This window comes from Pseudovibrio sp. POLY-S9 (genome assembly GCF_001431305.1).
Lineage (GTDB): Bacteria > Pseudomonadota > Alphaproteobacteria > Rhizobiales > Stappiaceae > Pseudovibrio.
Genome location: NZ_LCWX01000115.1, coordinates 1 through 3,411 on the forward strand (window position 1 = coordinate 1; position 3,411 = coordinate 3,411).

General features: G+C 52.5%; 4 protein-coding genes. All 4 read left to right on the forward strand.

Annotated elements, in window-relative coordinates; all coding sequences use genetic code 11:
* A partial coding sequence (tssI, locus tag PPL9_RS09095; RefSeq protein ID WP_152986646.1) for a type VI secretion system tip protein TssI/VgrG occupies positions 1 to 1,047 on the forward strand: 1,047 nt, incomplete at its 5' end.
* Between the two features lie 9 nt (positions 1,048 to 1,056).
* Positions 1,057 to 1,425, forward strand: a complete 369-nt coding sequence (locus tag PPL9_RS09100; protein WP_082596416.1) for a PAAR domain-containing protein — start codon at positions 1,057 to 1,059, stop codon at positions 1,423 to 1,425.
* A complete protein-coding gene (locus tag PPL9_RS09105) occupies positions 1,422 to 2,540 on the forward strand; it encodes a DUF4123 domain-containing protein (protein WP_057462407.1) in 1,119 nt (372 codons plus the stop codon). The genes PPL9_RS09100 and PPL9_RS09105 overlap by 4 nt, the downstream gene beginning before the upstream one ends.
* On the forward strand, positions 2,537 to 3,411 hold an 875-nt coding region (locus PPL9_RS09110; protein WP_152986647.1), incomplete at its 3' end, for a hypothetical protein. The genes PPL9_RS09105 and PPL9_RS09110, both read left to right, overlap by 4 nt.

Below are 3,411 nucleotides of genomic sequence, written 5' to 3' on the forward strand. Positions count from 1 at the left end.
GGCACCACCACTTACAGCGCCGGCTTTGAGGTCATGCCCGCCCGCCTGCCATACCGGCCCAAACTGCTCAAAAAGCCTTTGGTGGATGGCCCTCAGATCGCTCATGTCACCGGGCCGGAAGGTGAAGAGATTTACTGTGATGAACATGGCCGGGTGAAAGTCTGGTTCCCATGGGATCGTCATGGTGCCAAGAACGACACTTCCTCCTGTTGGATCCGCGTTTCCTCCAACTGGGCTGGCGCCAGCTGGGGTCACATCGCCATCCCCCGCATCGGCCACGAAGTCATCGTAGACTTCCTCGAAGGCGACCCGGACCAACCCATCATCACGGGACGGACATACCATAACAACAACCGCACCCCGAATAAGCTTCCTGACTTCAAAACCCGCATGGTTCTGAAGTCTGACAGTCACAAGGCGACTGGGTCCAATGAACTCCGCTTTGAGGATGAGGGCGGACAAGAGGAAGTCTGGTTCCACGCCCAAAAATTCCACAATGGCGTTGTTGAGAACAATGAGACGTGGAAGGTGGGTGCCAACCGCCACAAGCGCGTTGAGGGTTCTCAGTCTGAATCTATAGGCGGATCAAAGGATATCGAGGTGGAAGGCTCACACAGAGAAACCATCTCCGGTGTAAAAGACCTTCATGTGAAAGCGGTTCGCCGCACGCAGGTCGACGCAGCCGATAACGAAAGCATTGCTGATGACAAAACACTGCTGGTTGGTGGCAACTATACCACCAAGGTGAACCGCAACATTCGCATGGAAAGCCTGGCACATCAGCATTACACTGCTCCTGGTACCATCTTTGTTGATGGTGGTGATCAGGTGGTTGTTCGTGCCGGCTCTGCCATCTCGCTCAACGTGGGCGGCAACTTCATTCGCATCGATGCGAGCGGCATTAAGATTGAAGGCACTGTTGTTAATGTCAATTGCGGGGCAGGGGCTCCTGCGACTGGCAAAGATGTTCCATTCATTGAACCATCTGCTCCAGAAGATTATCAAGGTCCTCATGCTGAGCGTTACGCCCGCTCCTTTGAGAAGTAGGAGAGGACTATGTCAGGAAAACCCGCAGCTCGCTTAGGTGACATTGGCTCTGGCCATGATTGTCATTTCCCGCCGACACCTGCAATTGCCGGAAGCCCGAATATCTTCATCAACAACCGGCCTGCTGTAAGGCAAGGGGATGCCTATGCACCCCATGGCTGTTCACCATGCCCGTCTCCTTCTCACGGCAGAGCGTTGGCGGCTGGTAGCCCCACGGTGAACTTCAACAACAAGCAAGCAGGCCGTGTTGGCGATCCCATAGATTGCGGTGGTGCTGATGTCTCGGGAAGCGCCAATGTATTCATCGGTGCCGCGTCCCCTCCAGGGACTCGCAAGCCGTTCGCCGAGGAATGTCCATTTGCTAAGGATGCCTCATGACACAGGCAGCATTATCTATTGATGTCGAGCCAGATACGCTGATCGCGGACAGTGTGAAGGCAAGCCTGTTTGCCAAAGTCACTGAGGACATCGCTGCTTATGCGATTGTCGACGGACAATGGTGTGAAGATATCTATGGCCGTTTACTGGGAGATGAGCATACCGACTGGTGCAGCCTGATTGCTGGCGAAGTGGCACAGGAGCTTGCTCTGACAGCTCCCTATCTGGTGCGGTTGGAACAGGATAGCGATCTCACCAACTGGTTGATTGAGGAAGGTTGGGGCAAGGGCTGGGGGATTTACTTCCTAGCCTCAAAATCAAAGGCCAAAGAGCTTTACAGAACACCGCCCCCGGAAAGTCTGAAGCAGCAGGTAGAGCGCGGCGCCTTTGTTGCTTCACCGGATATCTCTGAGGATGAAGCCACGGATGTAGTTCTGCTACGTCGGCATTTCCGGCGTTATTTACGCGTTGAGTTTGAAAGTGATGGCCGGTTGGTACGGTTTCGGTTTTTTGATCCAGCTGTTCTGCGCGTCTGGTTGCTTTCTACAAACCAAATGGAAACGCAGGCATTCTTCGGGCCAATTACTGACTTCATTGCTGAAGATTGGTGTGAGGAGCCCAGCCTGTGCAATGCCCATCAGCTTTGGCATTTTGCAGCACCTGCATCGGGACAGCATTGCAAAGCAGGCCGTTTTAACATGCGAACCCACCAGATTACGCCAATGACGCCAATTACAGAAAGCTCCACACAAACCAACGAACGCCCCAAGAGCCATATCACCCTCATCCGCAAGGCGCAGGAGAAGGCGTTTGAGGATATGCAGTGGGAGTTGTTTAGTGAACAGATGGTGCAGGAGCTAGCTGAAGAAGAAACTCAGGCTGATGCCAAAAAATATACCGCAGAGCAACTGCGTAGTTTCACAAGAGAGCAAGTTCGCAAAGCAAGAGAGCTTTCCTTTGATGAGTTTTCTTGTGTGCGCCGGTTTGTCTTATGGGTTGCCGCAGGCGGGCAAGAGTATTTGAAGAATGATCAAGTCATTGCTCACCTCAAAAACTCTGAGATTCCTGAGTTCGAGAGACTTTCGTTTTGCGAAGGCTTGGTTAAGGGCCGATGACTGATAAGATCACAGAAAAATGCGTCAAGTACGATTACATTACAGTCGCAGGCACCAGCGAGTATTTTAATCTATGGCGACAAACGAAAAGTATTGCGCAAGATGTACTGGAAGGTATGCCCTTGCCGGCGGGGACCCAGATGGCAGACCCCAAATTTGCCCGAGAGTATCGTCAAGAACAGCGAAGGCTGATGCGGACAACCTACGACTTCGGCAATAAGATGATGTTCCTTGCACAAGGAGTTCGCGCACTGCGGGAATATGGGGCGGTGGGGAACTTCAGAACCTTCATCTACTTCACTACCGGTTATACTAAACTTCAGCGTCAAGCAGTAGAAAAAGCAGCTGCTAAATATGCCAGCCCGGATCGGATTTTTCCTATCTCGACAGTTGGGGAGCTTATTACCCTGATCAATGATGCAACGTTTCCGGATGAGACTTGTGAACGTAAGATCAAGCGTATCGACCTCTTTTGCCATGGCCTGCCCCTGAAGCTTGAGTTTGGCTATAAAGGTAATAAGGCCGAAAAGCAGCTGTTTGAAAAAAAGCAGGCTCGGAAGCTTGATCCAGCTCGGTTTGAGTTACCGCATAAACTAAAAGCAGACATCTATTCATGGGCCTGCCAGACAGGAAATGATAATGAAAACAGCTGGGGTGGTCTGGCTCCGGCTCTTGCGAAGCACACCCAGGCACGGGTTCATGCTTATGCCCGTCGCACCCTTTATTCCAAGAGCTTCCATACGGGCGGTAAAAGCGAGAGCGAGGCCGGGCTTGTCCGACTTGATGACGGCAAGGAGCATATTGTCGTCTGGCATCCGGACGGCGCATTGGGCGGTGTTACTGAAGGCAACACACCTGGAAGCGCGCCCTC

Coding starts and splice junctions, on each gene's coding strand:
- PPL9_RS09105 (WP_057462407.1), top strand. CDS start 1,422: ATGACACAGGCAGCATTATCTATTGATGTCGAGCCAGATACGCTGATC.
- PPL9_RS09100 (WP_082596416.1), top strand. CDS start 1,057: ATGTCAGGAAAACCCGCAGCTCGCTTAGGTGACATTGGCTCTGGCCAT.